We start from the raw sequence: 16,045 nt of genomic DNA, 5'->3' as shown, positions 1-16,045 counted from the left end.
CGAATAGGGGAAGGAGTTAGCAAAATGAAGGAACAACATGCAGTGTGTGATGAAGTGGATCATGGAGAAGTAAAAAAAGTAACAGGTGCCGGACATGTTATTCAATGTTTAAAGAAATTAGGTGTAACAACAGTGTTTGGCTATCCGGGCGGAGCTATTTTACCAGTTTACGATGCGCTGTATCGCAGTGGTTTGAAACATGTTTTAACGCGTCATGAACAAGCAGCTATTCATGGAGCAGAAGGGTATGCGAGAGCTTCTGGAGAGGTCGGGGTAGTATTTGCTACCTCCGGCCCTGGGGCTACAAACTTAGTTACTGGTTTAGCAGATGCGTATATGGATTCGATTCCTTTAGTAGTAATTACAGGGCAAGTAGCAACACCTCTCATTGGAAAAGATGGTTTTCAAGAAGCGGACGTTGTGGGAATCACAATGCCGGTTACAAAGCATAATTATCAAGTACGAGATGTGAATCAGCTATCACGTATATTGCAGGAAGCATATTATATTGCCAAAAGTGGACGACCGGGTCCGGTGTTAATTGATATTCCAAAGGATGTTCAAAATTCTATTGTAACGAATGTTTTTGAAGGAGAAGTTCAAATTCCTGGTTATAAGCCACGGATCGAACCAGACAAAATGCAGCTGGAGAGCGTGGCGGAGGCAATTTCAAAAGCAGATCGCCCGCTACTGTATATCGGCGGCGGTGTCATTCATGCAGATGCATCTGAAGAGCTTCTAACATTTGCAAGAGAGAACCGTATTCCAGTTGTTTCGACTTTAATGGGACTCGGCGCTTATCCGCCGGGAGATCCACTGTTTTTAGGAATGCTAGGCATGCATGGTACGTATGCCGCAAATATGGCAGTAACGGAATGCGATTTACTTCTTGCCTTAGGTGTTCGTTTTGACGACCGAGTAACAGGAAAGTTAGAACTATTTTCACCTCATTCTAAAAAGGTACATATCGATATTGATCCAGCGGAACTTCATAAAAATGTGAAAGTAGAATATCCAGTCGTTGGAGATGTGAAGCGAGCGTTGCACATGTTGGTAGATATGCGAATAGAGTGCCAAACTGATTCATGGGTAGAGAGAGTAAGAACATGGCAAAAAGAATACCCGCTGTCATATGAACAGAGTGAATCAAAATTAAAGCCGCAGCATGTGATTCATTTAGTAAGTGAATTAACAAATGGTGAAGCAATTGTGACCACAGAAGTTGGGCAGCATCAAATGTGGGCAGCACATTTTTATAAGGCGCAAAAGCCGCGAACATTTCTAACATCTGGTGGACTAGGAACGATGGGATTTGGATTCCCAGCAGCAATCGGTGCTCAGCTTGCATTTGAGGATAAGCCAGTTGTCTGTATTGCGGGAGATGCTTCATTTCAAATGAACATTCAAGAATTGCAAACAATTGCAGAAAACAATATTCCAGTGAAAGTTTTTATTATTAATAACAAGTTTTTAGGTATGGTCAGACAATGGCAAGAGATGTTCTATGAAAGTCGTTTATCAGAATCACAGATTGGATCGCCTGATTTTGTAAAAGTAGCAGAAGCATATGGAGTAAAAGGTTTGCGCGCTACAAATCCGATTGAAGCGAAACAAGTCATGTTAGAAGCATTTTGTCATCAAGGACCAGTTGTTGTTGATTTTTGTGTAGAAGAGGGCGAAAACGTATTTCCAATGGTCCCTCCTAATAAAGGGAATCATGAAATGATTATGAAGAGGTGGCAAGAATGAGTCATACTTTTTCACTCGTTGTCAATAACGACCCTGGAGTTTTACTAAGAGTAAGTGGAATTTTTGCTCGGCGTGGTTATAATATTTCTTTTTTAAATTTAAATGAAGGAGAAACAAGAGAGATTTCGGAAATGAAACTTACGACAGTTTGTACAGAAAATGAAGCGATATTGCTCGTAAATCAGTTAAAAAAGTTAATTGATGTCTTGCAAGTAAATAAATTATAAGGAGTGTATGTGAAGATGAAAACATATTATGAAAAAGATGCAAATTTAGAGGTATTAGCAGGGAAAACGGTGGCAGTAGTTGGTTATGGGTCACAAGGTCATGCGCAAGCTCAAAATTTACGTGATTCCGGTGTTCATGTTGTAGTGGGTGTTCGTCCAGGAAAATCTTTTAACGTAGCGAAAGCGGATGGTTTTGAAGTAATGTCAGTTTCAGAAGCGGTAAGAACCGCAGACGTTGTACAAGTATTATTGCCAGATGAACAGCAGGCGCATGTATATCGAAATGAAGTAGAAAAGAATCTTCGCGAAGGACAGATGTTGCTTTTCTCACATGGATTTAATATTCACTTTGGACAAATTCAGCCACCAAGTTACGTAGATGTAGCGATGGTTGCGCCAAAAAGTCCAGGACATCTTGTTCGCCGCGTATTTCAAGAAGGAAATGGTGTTCCAGCTTTAGTTGCCGTTTATCAAAATGCGACTGGAAACGCTTTTGATGTAGCTCTTGCATATGCCAAAGGAGTTGGTTGTACACGTGCTGGTGTAATTGAAACATCATTCCAAGAAGAAACAGAGACGGATTTATTTGGAGAACAGGCTGTATTATGCGGTGGGGTAACTGCACTTGTGAAAGCAGGCTTTGAAACGTTAACAGAAGGTGGATATCGTCCGGAGATTGCATATTTCGAATGCTTACATGAGCTAAAGTTAATTGTTGATTTAATGTACGAAGGTGGTCTAACGAATATGCGCCATTCTATTTCAGATACAGCAGAGTTTGGTGACTATGTAACAGGATCTAGAATTGTTACAGATGAAACGAAAAAAGAAATGAAACGAGTTCTTGCGGAGATTCAGCAAGGCGAATTTGCAAAGAAATGGATTTTAGAAAATCAAGCAGGACGTCCAACTTACAATGCGATGAAAAAGGCAGAGCAAAATCATCAACTTGAAAAAGTAGGAGCAGAATTACGAGAGATGATGACTTGGATCCAGCAGCCAAAGGGGAAAGAGTTAGTGAAAAAGTAGTAGGAGATAGATAAGTGAAAATGAACAGAAGGGACTTGAAAAGATGAGAAGTGACATGATTAAAAAGGGATTTGACAAAGCACCACATCGTAGTTTATTAAAAGCAACTGGTTTAAAAGATGAAGACTTTGATAAGCCGTTTGTAGCAATTTGTAATTCTTTCATTGAAATTATTCCAGGTCATAAACATTTAAATGAATTTGGTCGTCTTGTAAAAGAAGCGGTACGTGCAGCTGGTATGGTTCCGTTTGAGTTTAATACAATTGGGGTAGATGATGGGATTGCGATGGGGCATATCGGTATGCGCTATTCGCTCCCAAGCCGTGAAATTATCGCCGATTCAGTGGAAACGGTAGTAAATGCACACTGGTTTGATGGGATGATTTGTATTCCGAACTGTGACAAAATCACACCAGGTATGATGATGGCCGCATTACGTGTTAACATTCCGACTGTATTTGTTTCTGGTGGTCCAATGGCTGCAGGGAAAACATCAAAAGGAGAAGTAGTCGACTTAAGTTCCGTTTTTGAAGGGGTAGGTGCCTATCAATCTGGGAGAATTTCAGAAGAAGAGTTAAAGGATATTGAAGATCACGGTTGTCCATCTTGTGGTTCTTGTTCAGGTATGTTCACTGCAAATTCAATGAACTGTTTATGTGAAGTATTAGGGCTTGCGCTTCCTGGGAATGGTAGCATTTTAGCAACAGACCCAAGGCGTGAAGAACTAATTCAACAAGCAGCTGAAAAATTAAAAGTATTAATTGAATGTGATATTAAACCACGAGATATCGTAACAGAAGAAGCGATTGACGATGCATTTGCATTAGATATGGCGATGGGAGGATCAACAAATACGGTATTACATACGTTAGCAATCGCACAGGAAGCGGGACTTGATTATGATATGAGCCGAATTGATGCAGTTTCAAGACGCGTTCCACATTTATGTAAAGTGAGCCCAGCTTCTAATTGGCATATGGAAGATATTGATCGTGCAGGTGGTATCAGCGCTATTTTAAAAGAGTTAAGTAGAAAAGAAGGTGTACTCCATCTGGACCGTATTACAGCTACTGGCCAGACATTACGAGAAAACATCGCTCATGCAGAAATTCAAGATAAAGAAGTAATTCACTCTCTTGAAAATCCTCATAGTGAAGAAGGTGGTCTGCGTATATTAAAAGGAAACCTTGCAAAAGATGGTGCTGTTATTAAAAGTGGTGCAACAGAAGTGAAACGTTTCGAAGGACCATGTGTTATTTTTGGGTCTCAAGACGAGGCGCTTGCAGGGATTATGCTAGGTAAAGTGAAAAAAGGAGATGTTGTTGTTATTCGTTATGAAGGCCCAAGAGGTGGACCTGGTATGCCAGAAATGTTAGCTCCAACTTCAGCAATTGCTGGTATGGGATTAGGCGCAGATGTTGCACTATTAACAGATGGTCGGTTTTCAGGTGCATCACGCGGCATTTCAGTAGGACATATTTCACCAGAAGCTGCTGCTGGCGGAGAGATTGCACTTCTCGAGCAAGGCGATATTGTATGTATTGATGTAGAGGAACGTTTACTTGAAGTGAGAGTAAGTGATGAAGAATTAGAAAAACGGAGAAAAGAATGGAGAAAACCAGAGCTAAAAGTGAAAACAGGATGGCTTGGGCGCTATGCACAAATGGTAACATCAGCGAATACAGGTGCAGTGCTAAAAATGCAAAATTTTGATTAAATCTATATAAAAGAGATAAGGAATGATACGAGATGGTGCAAAATGTAAGGGAGAGAGTGAAAATCGAAGATATCCTTGTGGCTCATAATCATATGAAGGATATCGTCAATAAAACACCGCTCCAGCGGGATTCAGTTTTATCTGAGAAATATGAATGTGATGTATATGTGAAACGAGAAGACTTACAAGTAATTCGTTCGTTTAAAATTCGAGGTGCTTACAATTTAATTCAAAGCTTATCGAAAGAACAATTACAAAATGGGGTTGTATGTGCTAGTGCTGGTAATCATGCGCAAGGGGTTGCTTATACGTGTAATTTATTGAAGATTCAGTCTAAAATTTTTATGCCAACAACAACACCTAAGCAAAAAGTATCTCAAGTACAATTTTTTGGTGGTACTTATGCGGAAATTGTGTTAGTTGGAGACACATTTGATAGTTCTTTCCAAGAAGCGCAGCGCTATTGTGAGGAAAATAGCATGATGTTTGTTCATCCGTTTGATGATCCATATGTAATTGCGGGTCAAGGGACAGTCGCTGTTGAAATCTTACACGATATGGAGAAACATGTGGATTATGTCTTCACAGCAATTGGTGGCGGTGGTTTAGCATCAGGTATTGGTACATATGTAAAAGGTGTGAGTCCTACGACAAAAGTAATCGGTGTGGAACCAAAGGGAGCAGCATCGATGAAAGAAGCTTTTTTACAAAATGAAAACGTGGCCCTAGAAAAAATCGATAGTTTCGTTGATGGAGCAGCTGTCAAAAAGGTAGGGAAATTAACCTTTGAAACGTGTAAAGACGTATTGGATGATATTGTATTGATTCCTGAAGGGAAAATTTGTACAACGATTTTAGAATTGTACAAAAAAAATGCAATCGTTGCGGAGCCAGCTGGTGCTCTTTCAATTGCAGCACTCGATTTTTATAAGGACGAAATTAAAGGGAAAACCGTTGTTTGTACGTTAAGTGGTGGGAATAACGATATTGATAGAATGCAGGAAATGAAAGAACGCTCTCTCATTTACGAAGGGTTAAAACATTATTTTATTATTGAATTTCCGCAACGTTCAGGAGCATTGCGAGAATTTCTTGATAAAGGATTAGGATCAGAGGATGACATCACTCGTTTTGAGTATATTAAAAAACATAATAAAGAAAATGGACCTGCACTCGTTGGAGTGGAGCTAAAACATAAAGAAGATTATGAACCGTTAATTACCCGTTTTCGAGAAAATAATATTCAATTTATGGAGTTAAATAAAAATCCTGTTTTGTTTGATTTGTTAATTTAATATACAAAAAGAAAGGAAGCTTTTTAGTGAAAAGCTTCCTTTTTTCTAACTACGTTTATTTTTGATTGTTCCAGTTTCATCAATTTCTACATCAGTTGAAATGGTTTGTAAATATTGTAGTGTTTTTTTCTTTTCCTCAGGGGTGGCTGGTGAAATTTGATCATTACGAATGATATAAGGGTTAATTGACATTTGTACATCTTTTCCTTTAAATGTAAGGGTCAATACACCTGTTTCAGCACTTTTTCCTTTTACATAGTTAGGGAATAAGAAGTTTCCTAATGAATAAGCGACAGGGACTTTGTTGTAGTATTCAAATCCTTGTAACCAATGTGGGTGACTTCCAACAATCGCATCAGCACCAGCTTCGACTATTTTCGGTACATATTGTTTTTGGTAGTCTACAGGTCTATTAGATTTTTCAACACCCCAATGCATATACACAATCAGATAATCGGCGTCTTTCTTTTGTTCTTTAATCGTTTTTGTTACTAGATTGATATCATATCCATTTGCAACACCTGGCTTGTCTTTACCAGCTACCCAGGTAAAGTCAGGCATAAAACGAACAAAGGAAAGGAATTTAATTTTTTTCCCTTTTACTGTGATTTCTCTAGCTGTGTATGCATCATCTGCATTTTTTCCAGCTCCAATATAAGGGAGTTTTAGTTTTTCTACATGAGATATCGTATCCATTAAACCATCTTGTCCATAGTCGAGCGTATGGTTATTGCCAATATTCACAATGTCATAGCCTGTGTTTTTAATAGCTTGTAATGTGGAAGGATCGCTTTTGATCCAGAATGACTGACCAGGGGCCTTTTTCTCCCGTGTTGTAAATGCAGATTCCAAGTTTATAAAGGAAATATCAGCTTTGGTTATTTCACCTTTCACATGCTGGAACGGATAATCAGCACCGTTTTTTTGAATAGCTGGTCGTAAATTCCAATCGAACATCGTATCACCAGAGAAAGTAATTGTAATTTCAGGATTCTCTTTCTTCTTTGTGTCCGTTGCTTTTTTCGTTTTATTTTCTACCCCAGCTGTATCTTTTGCTTTTGATGTAAAGGAGTTATTTATCAATAAAACAATCGGTGTAATGAGAATTACTATTAAAATAAATCGTTTAAATAAAGGTGTCATAGTTATCTTTCCTTTTTCTTTTTATATCATGACTTCCTTTTAGAAAGTTCAATGATGAGAGTTTCATATAATATGTACAAAAATGAGTAAGTGCTTAATAGTTTATCCCGCTATTTATGGACAGTAACACTCCCGTCTTAAAATTCAGCGGAAGCAAAGAGGTTAAGGTGGGAGATGAACTGTCCGTAAAAGTCTGATTGGTGAGAGCTGATTAAAGTTTCACTTTATGTATGCTAGACATGGTATGTAAGATGATAGCTATGTATTAAGAGCTCATCTCATAGTGTAATATTACGGTAACATGAAACGAGGAAAAAATACAATACATAAGTCGATTTTACTTGTAGAGTTTTGAAAATTCTGTTAAAATTTCGTGTATTTTGTTGTATGTTAGATATAAAAATTTGAAAAATAATGCTTGAAGAGGATGGAGAAGGCATAATGGTTATATTAGGAGCAGTAGTGAACGGAATTTGTATACTAATTGGTACTATATTAGGTAAACTATTAAGTAATATTCCAGAAAGTATGAAAGGGACAGTTATGCATACAATTGGTTTAGCTGTTACTGTACTTGGTCTTCAAATGGGATTAAAAAGCGAAAACTTTCTTGTTGTAATTATAAGTCTTGTTATTGGTTCAGTGATTGGAGAATGGTTGGAGTTAGAAGGAAAGTTAAAGAGTTTAGGGGATTGGCTAGAAAAAAAGGTTGGCTCAAAAGGAGAAGGGAGTATATCTCTTGGATTTGTGACAGCTACATTAATCTTTGCTATCGGAGCAATGGGGATACTTGGAGCTTTGGATAGCGGTATTCGTGGAAATCATGATGTGCTATTTACAAAAGCAATTATTGATGGATTTATTTCGCTTATTTTAACGACAACGCTTGGAATAGGCGTACTATTTTCAGCAATACCAGTCATTTTATATGAGGGAGGTATTGCGATTTTCGCGACGCAAATTAATAGTTTTGTACCAGAGAAGCTAATGAATCAGTTTATCGTAGAAATGACTGCGACTGGTGGGATTATGATTTTTGCAATTGGACTCAATTTACTTGGTTTTATTAAAATTAAAGTGGCAAATTTATTGCCTGGGATAGTGGTAGTTGGGATTATTGTTTCTATTATATATGGATATGATTTGTATGTTTAGTTAGGCTGAATAGCCCAATCCTGTTTTGAAACAGTTTTGGGCTATTTGTATGTAAAAAATTAATATGCTTTTTTCATAAAATGAACAAAGCCACCTATAAATACAATCACAAAGCTCCCGATTACGACAAATACTAGTGTTTGAACAGAGATATAAAACAGCCCAGAGCCTTCTTTAGGAAGCATAGCGAGAAAAGGTTGGGACCATGGATAGATGGGACCGAACCTTGCAGAATTCGCAATTATCATAGCGGGTATGGAAGCTATAACATTTAAAGCAATCGGTGCTGCAAAGCTGGACCAAATACTTGAAACCCATAATTGTAAGGCGATTAAAGGGAGGGTAGCAATCCAGCCGCCTACTACACTTTTTACTATAGTAGCTAGAGGGAATGGCCCAGGGACATGCAAAAGTTGTCCAACGCTAATATAACTTATAATGAAGAAGACTTGCATCGCACCTATAAATAAGAGAATAAAGAGAAATTTTATAATATAGACGTGATATCGTGATATAGGTTGTACTAAAAGTTGTTTCCAACCACCATTTGAATGTTCATATCGGCAAATAAATGCAGTGAAAATGCCTGTTAATAATGGAAGAAGCAACATACCATGTACCATTATCATGATATTATAAATTAACTCCCAATGTTTATAATCGGGATAGTTTGAGGCATTTGCATAAGCTATTACTCCTGCTAAAATCGGGCTTAAAAATAGTAATGTCCATATTTTGGTTTTTTTAATTTTATAAAATTCAGCTTGTATGGTTTTAAGCCAAAGCATTATTTATGCACATCCCTTCTAGTAAAATCTGCTGTTTCAATACATAACATACATATACCAACGATTAGGCCTATTGCTACACATAGAAGTGGAGACCCCCAGTCAATACGTAGGCTTGGCCATCTCCATATGAACCAATTGGGAAGAGCTACTGAAAACATTGTGAAAATAGTTCCTAAAAGTCCGATTGTAAATGCGATACTTTGGTTTTGAAATATGATAGCAATCCATAGTTGTAGCGCTACAATTGGCAGTGCCGACCAATAAGGATAGAAACTCATTTTAAATATAGAAAGCCATGGAATGGAAGCATCGAATTGTAATGCTAAACCCAATCCAACTATGCCAATTAATAATAAAGAACAAGATACAGCAAGCAGGAAAAATACCAGTATGAATTTTACTAGAAAAATATGTCGCTTATTAATAGGTAAGGATAAGAGATGCTTCCATGAACTAGAATGATGCTCTATGTGTGCAATTAAAGAAGTAACAATCGTAATTCCTAATATAAGAGTTGTGAGAGCAAGCGGTTGAGCTTCAGAAATGAGGCCGCTCCATAAGTCTTTCGCATATTTCTTTGTCAACCAATCATATCGAAGAAAGAAGTTACATGCTTGAAGAGAAATAACACCTATTGGTCCTAAAAAGATTAAAAACCAAATCCACTTCCTTTTTATTTTTAAAAGCTCAGATTGAAAGAGGCGTTTGTACATGTGTCTCTTCCTCCTTTATAAGCTGTAAGAATATCTCTTCGAGTGACTTTTTATTTTCTTCAATTCTGAATACAGAAATGTTATGTGTTACAAGTGTTTTTACAATTTCGCCAACAGTTTCATTTGATACATTTGATAGAATAATTCGCTGCTCTTCTTGCATAGAAGGAATCCCCTTAGCGAGAATGATTTTCCAAGCTGCATCTGATTTGTCTGTCATAAGTGAAATAGAGTGCTGAGCATGGCGGCGCAATGTTTCTATTTTGTCTTGAAAAATAAGCTTTCCTTTTGCAATGATACCAACATAAGTTGCCATTTGATCAATTTCACTTAATAAGTGACTAGATATAAGGATGGTAATTCCTCTTTCTTTTGCTAATTGCTTAATTAACGTACGAATCTCATGAATCCCCTCTGGATCGAGTCCGTTTGTCGGTTCATCTAAAATTAATAGCTGTGGATCACCAAGTAAGGCAATTGCAATTCCTAACCGTTGTTTCATTCCTAATGAGTATTCTTTTACCTTTTGTTTGGCAGCATGTTGTAAACCGACAATTTGTAACACTTCCTCAATTTTTTCTTTCGGAGCATTTCTTAAAATCCGGTAAACCTCTAAATTCTCAATGGCATTTAGGTGGGCATAATAAGATGGATTTTCAACGAGAGCTCCAATTTTAGATAATATGGATAAGCGTTCTTTAGCCAAATCTTGTTGAAATATCACGACCTTTCCTTGCGTTGGTTTAATAAGGCCTAATAACATGCGAATGCTAGTTGTTTTACCAGCTCCGTTAGGCCCGAGAAATCCATAAATCTCTCCTTTTGGAATTTTTAAATCTACGTTATGTACTACATAATCATTTCGATATCTTTTTGTTAACCCTGTCGTTTTCAAAATATAATTCATGTTCCTATCACCTCAAATCAAGTATAGGAAATAAAGGTTAATGATAATGTTAGAAGAGTTTAAGATTTGTTTAAATTTATACAGTATTCCCTAATTTTGGAGTGTGCTGGTTTTCAAATCGTGTTGTATTCCTTATGATGGAAGAGAAAGGTTAAATTTGTATATGAAGGTGAAGAAATGACACACATTTTATATGTTGAGGATGATCACGAGATTGGGGAATGGGTCAAAAGAGAACTGCAGAAACAAGAGTATGAAGTTGCATGGTTTACTTCAGAGAATGGTACGAATGAAGTATGTGAAATAGCAGATGTAATTGTTTTAGACGTTATGTTGCCAGGCCTTGATGGTTTTACACTAGGTCAACGTTTTAAAAGTGAATATCCAGATACCCCTATTATTATGTTAACTGCAAGAACAACATTAGAAGATAAAATATATGGATTAACATTTGCTGATGATTATATAACAAAGCCATTCCATCCAAAAGAGTTAATGGCACGTATTGAAGTTTTATTAAGGCGGTATAACAAAGATGGAGCAGAAGTGCAATATGTGAAACATTTAAAAGTATTTATGAAAGAATACCGGATTGTTGATATAGACACGGGTGAAGAAATTGTTTTATCAGGAAAGCAGCATCAAATCTTTTTTTATTTGATGAAGAATATGAATCGTACATTAACGAAAGAACAAATTTTTGAGGCAGTATGGAATGAATCCTACATAGAAGGAGATAAATCATTGATGGTTCATATCCGTCATTTACGCGAAAAAATAGAGAGAAATCCAAGTAGTCCTCAAATAATAGAAACAATACGTGGAATAGGTTATCGGTGTAAAATATGATAAAAAGTACATCACTATTACGAAAGTACTTATTTATCATATTTATAGCGGTTATATTGTTACCTCTCATTGTCCCACTCAGTTCGTTTCTCTTCATTAAATATATCGAGTGGATAGAGGATTTTAAAGTTGCGTATTCTAGTGTGCAAATAGAAGAGGAATGGAGAAATAAAGCGACAGATTTACACGGAAAAAATCCTGAAGGAATTGAGCGAACTTTTCAAGAATTTCAAGGGAAATATCCAGAAGGATCAATGTTTTGGGTAGATAATAAAGGGAAAACGAACCTTCAAATTCCTAAAAAACAAAATATTCCACAGGAGTGGAGTGCAAGTGATGCAGTTGCATTTATGAAAAGGAGTTTTGAAGGGGATCCATTTACAGTTGTATCTTACATTGGAAAAGAGAAGCAAGGGGCATTTATGGTATTTCAAATTCCGAGGAAATATGTGAAGGCACCAATTGCTCAAATACGTGAAAGATATGAAATTGTTTTTGAAATGGTTATCATTGGATGTTTCACAACATTTATCATTATCTCTATCATCTTTTTTCTTAAGATTAGAAAAAGATTATTAAAGCTACAAAAAGCAATGGAACTTCCGCAAGACCAGACACTTCCGTCAAAAATTTCTATATCAAAGCAAGACGAGATCGGCTTATTAGAAGAGTCGTTTAATCGTATGGTAGAGGCTTTACAGCAAAGTCGATTGAAGGAGGAGGAAGAGGAGCAATTTCGTAGAAAACTAATTGCCGATCTTTCTCATGATTTGCGAACGCCATTAACGACAATGCGTGCACAAATAGATTCTTTAAAAGAAGAAGTTATCTCAGTCAAAGGACAGAAAACAATCGTACGAATGGATGAAAAAATTAATTACTTAGCGGAGTTAATAGAGAACTTACTATCGTATTCATTAATAACGGCAAAGAAATATCCATATCATCCGGAACGAAGGGATATGACACGTTTAATGAGAAAGGTTGTTGCATCATGGTATGACATATTAGATGAGAAAGGTTTTGAGGTTGATATTGTGATTCCAGAAAAGCAATTGTTTTGGAATATCGATGAAAATTGGTTTCAAAGAATTATAGATAATGTAATTCAAAATGTAGTTAGGCATGCAGATGATGGGAAGTTTATAGGGGTATATGTAAACCATGGGGAAAAAACAATTACAGTTGTTGACCATGGGCCAGGTTTTCAAAATATTCATTCGCAAAATAAAGGTGCGGGAATTGGATTATCTATTATTGCTGTTATGGCGAAAGAGATGGGTATCGACTGGAGTATAGAATCTGATGATACAGGAGCGAAGTGTATATTTAAAAAATTGCCGTAGAAGGGAGAATATACATGGAAGAGTTTCGATTCACAAAGCGTGTAAATAGAATCTTTCAAATTGCAAGCAAAGAATCTAAATATAATGAGTATATCATTCACCCGTTAGATTTATTTATAGGAGCCTATAAAGAAGGAACAGGGGTTTGTAGTGAATTATATATGTATTTATTTCATAATATAGGGCTAGATTTTGTAACGAAATTTGTACAATTACAACAAAGGGGCTTTCAAGATAAAAGATATATAGAAGTACAAGGATACAAAGTTTCTTATAAAACAATGGAGATATTACAGTTAGCTAAACATAAGATGGCGCGATTTAATCAATTATATGTGAATGAAGGACATATTTTAAGTGTGATCCTTCAGCAAGATGAGACAATAGCAAGTCTAATAGACGAAGATATGAAACAAAGTATTTTACAGATTGTTTCAGTACCAAGAGATATGACTGTAAATTTGAATAGTTGTGAAATACCAACAAGTATGAAACATGCCGTTTGCAATGTTAGACGAGCTGTTCAATCTGATTTAGAAGAACTTCTTCAATTTGTTATGTTTGAATTTGGAGAAAGATGGATCGATGCAATTCATAATGGTTTTCAAATATATCAAGAAATGCCAATATATATCGCAGTGCAAGAGAAGAAGATTATTGGTTTTGCTTGTTATGATGTTGTAAGAGGAAAGAAGGGGCTGTTTGGACCGATGGGAATCGCTAAAAATAATCGTGTAAAGGGTGTAGGAAGAGAACTATTACATAGATGCTTGGCTGAAATGCAGCAAATTGGTTATGAATATGCAGTGATTGGTCAGGCAGGTCCGATTGAGTTTTATGAGGAGAGTTGTGGTGCGCAAGTAATACATATTATATAGAGATTGCTTTGATTAGAAATGTCACAGAAGCAATAGGAGTGTTGTTTATTGTTCTTACATGTTATTGTAGTTTTTGAATAAGGTTTGATCTATGAATCATATTGCTAAACTTTTTTAAGAAAAGGGTGTAGAATGGGTATCTAAGAAAGAAGGTGCAAAAATGGCCAGCTGGAAAAGAAATTTAATCATTTGTTGGCTTGGGTGTTTTACCACTGCAGCCGGTATGAGTTTAGTGATACCATTTTTATCCTTCTATATTGAGGATCTAGGAGTAACGGGTACATCTGAAATTGCACAGTGGTCAGGACTTGCATTCGGTGTAACTTTTTTAATGGGTGCGATTGTATCACCAATATGGGGGAAACTCGGTGATATACATGGTCGGAAATTGATGCTCATTCGTGCGAGTCTTGGTATGGCAATGATTATGACGCTTATGGGATTTGTTACAAATGTATATCAATTAGTTGCACTTCGTTTTTTAATGGGTGCAGTGTCAGGATTTCTTTCGACTGCAATCACATTTATAGCAGCAGAAACACCGAAAGAGCATTCAGGCTGGGCAATTTCTACTATATCAACAGGTGGTGTAAGTGGTTCCTTACTTGGCCCGATGCTTGGTGGCTATTTGTCTGAATTAATCGGAATGCGTCATGTATTTTTAGTAACGGGTGCTTTTTTATTTCTTTCATTTTTAATTGTTTTTTTCTTTTTACATGAATCGAATCATTCTGTTCAAGCAAAAAAAGAGCAACCAAAAAAAGTATGGACGATGGTTCCGGCGAAACATTTTATTATAAGCCTATTTGTAGTAACCTTTATGATTCAACTTGCAAATATGTCCATACAACCTATTATTACGTTGTATGTGAAACATTTAGCGGGGCCTCATACGGATCATATTGAGATAATTGCGGGGGCAGTGATATCTGCAACAGGTCTAGCAGTCATTTTAGCAGCTCCTAAACTAGGGAGATTATCGGATCATATTGGCCCTCAAAAAACGTTAGTTGTAGCATTGTTCTTTGCAGGAATTGTTTTTATTCCACAAGCATTTGTGACAGCTGCTTGGCAATTATTCATATTGCGTTTTCTATTAGGGATTGCACAAGCTGGATTGTTACCTTCCGTACAAACTCTACTTAAACAACATACACCACAACATGTGACTGGACGTATTTTTGGATATAATCAATCCTTTCAGTTTTTAGGAAATATGATTGGACCAGTACTCGGTGGACAAATTGCCGCACATGCCGGGTTTCAATATGTATTCTTCTCTACAGCATCGCTTTTATTCTTAGCTTGCATTTGGGTATATTTCAATAGTAAAGGTGCAGTGGTGTCAGAAAAAGAGCATTTGAAAGTTAGTTAACAAGGTGAAATATGTAAGTTGTAAAAAAGGATGAAGTTACTCTGTAAAATAAAGAATGATTAATAGTTCTCTTTCCTTACTAAGAGTAAAGAACTTATATAATGTTACACATTATATAAATATTGGTACATCACTTAATGAAAGTGGTGTACTTTTTTAATTTTACAGACCTCTGCATGACCTCATTTACAACAACAACACATCCTCATGAAAAGCGCATTTACAGCAACAATTACTTTAGTTATAATAAGAATTTATATTGTTTTTTGAATTTTCAGTCTTATATGAGGTGTTTAGATGAAAGTATATACAGTGAAAGAGATGGCGACCGCTTTAGGGAAACATGAAGAAACAATTAAGTAATGGCTACGCTCTGGCAAGTTTCCGAACGCATTTCGCAATAGCGACAAGCAAGGATGGAAGATTCCTGAAAGCGACTTTGTACATATTAAGAAAGAAATAGGATTTGTAAAAGAAGATTCTCAGAAAAGTCCGCCAGTGGCACAACAAGAGGTTGAGGAATGGGAGTTAGTAAAATTAGCATATGAGGCAGTCACATTGACATCTCCTACGGAGGAAATCCTTACTCTTCTGTCCGTTGTCGGGATTAAACGAACCTTAGAAATTCTACTGATTATGCAACAATCCGCTACAAAAGTAAAAAAACCTGACGGGTTTATTAAGAAAGCTATTCGAGAGAATTGGAGTCCAATGACCGTTCCTGTCAAATTATCAAAGAAGCAAAGTAAACATATCTACGACCTTACCCAACAGGATTACGAGGCAATGGGGAATCAGAAACAGCATGAATATCAACCCAAAGTGCCTCTCTTCAATTGGTTGGAAGAGTGATTTGCTTAGTTCGTCTGAC

At 36.6% G+C, this 16,045-nt stretch carries 15 protein-coding genes; 11 read left to right on the top strand and 4 right to left on the bottom strand.

The window, feature by feature from the left end; all coding sequences use genetic code 11:
- Positions 1-24: 24 nt before the first annotated feature.
- The 5 genes from ilvB to ilvA are packed head-to-tail and all read left to right on the top strand — an operon-like array spanning position 25 to position 6,017.
- Positions 25-1,749, top strand: coding sequence for an acetolactate synthase large subunit (gene ilvB / locus MHH71_RS06555; protein ID WP_006094458.1), 1,725 nt, complete (start codon positions 25-27; stop codon positions 1,747-1,749).
- A complete protein-coding gene (locus MHH71_RS06550) occupies positions 1,746-1,976 on the top strand; it encodes an ACT domain-containing protein (RefSeq protein ID WP_018783447.1) in 231 nt (76 codons plus the stop codon). Before ilvB ends, MHH71_RS06550 begins: the two co-directional genes overlap by 4 nt.
- Positions 1,977-1,991: 15 nt before the next feature.
- A complete protein-coding gene (locus MHH71_RS06545; protein WP_018783448.1) occupies positions 1,992-3,005 on the top strand; it encodes a ketol-acid reductoisomerase in 1,014 nt (337 codons plus the stop codon).
- Positions 3,006-3,048: 43 nt separating this feature from the next.
- Positions 3,049-4,722, top strand: a complete 1,674-nt coding sequence (gene ilvD, locus MHH71_RS06540) for a dihydroxy-acid dehydratase (RefSeq protein ID WP_033798807.1) — start codon at positions 3,049-3,051, stop codon at positions 4,720-4,722.
- A gap of 32 nt (positions 4,723-4,754) precedes the next feature.
- Positions 4,755-6,017 carry a threonine ammonia-lyase IlvA gene (gene ilvA / locus MHH71_RS06535; protein ID WP_006094461.1) on the top strand — a complete coding sequence of 421 codons (1,263 nt, stop codon included), beginning with the start codon at positions 4,755-4,757 and terminating at the stop codon, positions 6,015-6,017.
- 45 nt (positions 6,018-6,062) lie between these two features.
- Here the strand turns inward: ilvA and MHH71_RS06530 are convergent, their stop codons facing one another.
- Complete coding sequence (locus MHH71_RS06530; RefSeq protein WP_018783451.1) at positions 6,063-7,160, bottom strand: CapA family protein; 1,098 nt, start codon at positions 7,158-7,160, stop codon at positions 6,063-6,065.
- Between the two features lie 441 nt (positions 7,161-7,601).
- Between MHH71_RS06530 and MHH71_RS06525 the strand changes: the two genes are divergently transcribed.
- Positions 7,602-8,315 (top strand): DUF554 domain-containing protein, encoded by a 714-nt coding sequence (locus MHH71_RS06525; RefSeq protein ID WP_018766677.1) that lies wholly within the window; start codon positions 7,602-7,604, stop codon positions 8,313-8,315.
- A gap of 59 nt (positions 8,316-8,374) precedes the next feature.
- Here MHH71_RS06525 and MHH71_RS06520 read toward each other — a convergent pair whose 3' ends face one another.
- From MHH71_RS06520 to MHH71_RS06510, 3 genes are read right to left on the bottom strand one after another with little or no spacing between them, the layout of a single operon-like run.
- Entirely contained in the window at positions 8,375-9,103 is a 729-nt protein-coding gene (locus tag MHH71_RS06520) for an ABC transporter permease (protein ID WP_006094465.1), read from the bottom strand.
- Positions 9,103-9,819, bottom strand: a complete 717-nt coding sequence (locus tag MHH71_RS06515; protein WP_018783452.1) for an ABC transporter permease — start codon at positions 9,817-9,819, stop codon at positions 9,103-9,105. Before MHH71_RS06515 ends, MHH71_RS06520 begins: the two co-directional genes overlap by 1 nt.
- On the bottom strand, positions 9,794-10,726 hold the full coding sequence (locus MHH71_RS06510; protein WP_003206779.1) for an ABC transporter ATP-binding protein: 933 nt from the start codon (positions 10,724-10,726) through the stop codon (positions 9,794-9,796). The genes MHH71_RS06515 and MHH71_RS06510 overlap by 26 nt, the downstream gene beginning before the upstream one ends.
- Positions 10,727-10,903: 177 nt before the next feature.
- Here MHH71_RS06510 and MHH71_RS06505 point away from each other — a divergent pair, with 177 nt between their 5' ends.
- From MHH71_RS06505 to MHH71_RS06485, 5 genes are all read left to right on the top strand, one after another.
- Positions 10,904-11,575 (top strand): response regulator transcription factor, encoded by a 672-nt coding sequence (locus MHH71_RS06505; RefSeq protein WP_006094466.1) that lies wholly within the window; start codon positions 10,904-10,906, stop codon positions 11,573-11,575.
- Entirely contained in the window at positions 11,572-12,921 is a 1,350-nt protein-coding gene (locus MHH71_RS06500) for a HAMP domain-containing sensor histidine kinase (protein ID WP_029427909.1), read from the top strand. The genes MHH71_RS06505 and MHH71_RS06500 overlap by 4 nt, the downstream gene beginning before the upstream one ends.
- 14 nt (positions 12,922-12,935) lie before the next feature.
- Entirely contained in the window at positions 12,936-13,799 is an 864-nt protein-coding gene (locus tag MHH71_RS06495) for a GNAT family N-acetyltransferase (protein WP_006094468.1), read from the top strand.
- A 160-nt stretch (positions 13,800-13,959) separates the two neighbouring features.
- Positions 13,960-15,174: a multidrug efflux MFS transporter gene (locus MHH71_RS06490; RefSeq protein WP_033798808.1), complete on the top strand. Its 1,215-nt coding sequence runs from the start codon at positions 13,960-13,962 to the stop codon at positions 15,172-15,174.
- A gap of 558 nt (positions 15,175-15,732) precedes the next feature.
- Complete coding sequence (locus tag MHH71_RS06485) at positions 15,733-16,026, top strand: hypothetical protein (RefSeq protein WP_257143687.1); 294 nt, start codon at positions 15,733-15,735, stop codon at positions 16,024-16,026.
- Positions 16,027-16,045: the final 19 nt, after the last annotated feature.

It is taken from the genome of Bacillus sp. FSL H8-0534 (assembly GCF_038005885.1).
Taxonomy (GTDB): Bacteria; Bacillota; Bacilli; order Bacillales; family Bacillaceae_G; genus Bacillus_A; species Bacillus_A pseudomycoides.
This window is presented reverse-complemented; position numbering and strand designations above follow the sequence as displayed.

What these genes read in the sequence shown, in the direction of transcription:
- ilvB (WP_006094458.1), top strand. Translation starts at nt 25, where the DNA reads ATGAAGGAACAACATGCAGTGTGTGATGAAGTGGATCATGGAGAAGTA.
- MHH71_RS06550 (WP_018783447.1), top strand. Translation starts at nt 1,746, where the DNA reads ATGAGTCATACTTTTTCACTCGTTGTCAATAACGACCCTGGAGTTTTA.
- MHH71_RS06545 (WP_018783448.1), top strand. Translation starts at nt 1,992, where the DNA reads ATGAAAACATATTATGAAAAAGATGCAAATTTAGAGGTATTAGCAGGG.
- ilvD (WP_033798807.1), top strand. Translation starts at nt 3,049, where the DNA reads ATGAGAAGTGACATGATTAAAAAGGGATTTGACAAAGCACCACATCGT.
- ilvA (WP_006094461.1), top strand. Translation starts at nt 4,755, where the DNA reads ATGGTGCAAAATGTAAGGGAGAGAGTGAAAATCGAAGATATCCTTGTG.
- MHH71_RS06530 (WP_018783451.1), bottom strand. Translation starts at nt 7,160, where the DNA reads ATGACACCTTTATTTAAACGATTTATTTTAATAGTAATTCTCATTACA.
- MHH71_RS06525 (WP_018766677.1), top strand. Translation starts at nt 7,602, where the DNA reads ATGGTTATATTAGGAGCAGTAGTGAACGGAATTTGTATACTAATTGGT.
- MHH71_RS06520 (WP_006094465.1), bottom strand. Translation starts at nt 9,103, where the DNA reads ATGCTTTGGCTTAAAACCATACAAGCTGAATTTTATAAAATTAAAAAA.
- MHH71_RS06515 (WP_018783452.1), bottom strand. Translation starts at nt 9,819, where the DNA reads ATGTACAAACGCCTCTTTCAATCTGAGCTTTTAAAAATAAAAAGGAAG.
- MHH71_RS06510 (WP_003206779.1), bottom strand. Translation starts at nt 10,726, where the DNA reads ATGAATTATATTTTGAAAACGACAGGGTTAACAAAAAGATATCGAAAT.
- MHH71_RS06505 (WP_006094466.1), top strand. Translation starts at nt 10,904, where the DNA reads ATGACACACATTTTATATGTTGAGGATGATCACGAGATTGGGGAATGG.
- MHH71_RS06500 (WP_029427909.1), top strand. Translation starts at nt 11,572, where the DNA reads ATGATAAAAAGTACATCACTATTACGAAAGTACTTATTTATCATATTT.
- MHH71_RS06495 (WP_006094468.1), top strand. Translation starts at nt 12,936, where the DNA reads ATGGAAGAGTTTCGATTCACAAAGCGTGTAAATAGAATCTTTCAAATT.
- MHH71_RS06490 (WP_033798808.1), top strand. Translation starts at nt 13,960, where the DNA reads ATGGCCAGCTGGAAAAGAAATTTAATCATTTGTTGGCTTGGGTGTTTT.